This is a genomic window from Terriglobus sp. ADX1 (genome assembly GCF_036877645.1).
Lineage (GTDB): Bacteria > Acidobacteriota > Terriglobia > Terriglobales > Acidobacteriaceae > Terriglobus.
On sequence record NZ_JAEDXV010000097.1, the window covers coordinates 1 to 254 of the forward strand.

Below are 254 nucleotides of genomic sequence, written 5' to 3' on the forward strand. Positions count from 1 at the left end.
AACTTCTCTTCGCCTTCCTTCAGCGAGATGGAGTTAACGATGCCTTTGCCCTGCAGGCACTTCAAGCCAGCTTCAATGACTTCCCACTTGGAGGAGTCCACCATGAAGGGGACTTTGGCTACTTCAGGCTCGCTGGCAAGGAGTTGCAGGAAGCGAGTCATGGCTGCGACGCCGTCGATCATGCCTTCGTCCATGCAGATATCGATGACGTTGGCGCCGTTCTCTACCTGCTGGCGTGCGATGGCTACGCCTTC

General features: G+C 56.3%; 1 protein-coding gene. It reads right to left on the bottom strand.

The genetic code is table 11. The annotated features are described in order from the left end of the window. A partial coding sequence (locus JAO32_RS19800; protein ID WP_334243613.1) for a dihydropteroate synthase occupies positions 1–254 on the bottom strand: 254 nt, incomplete at both ends.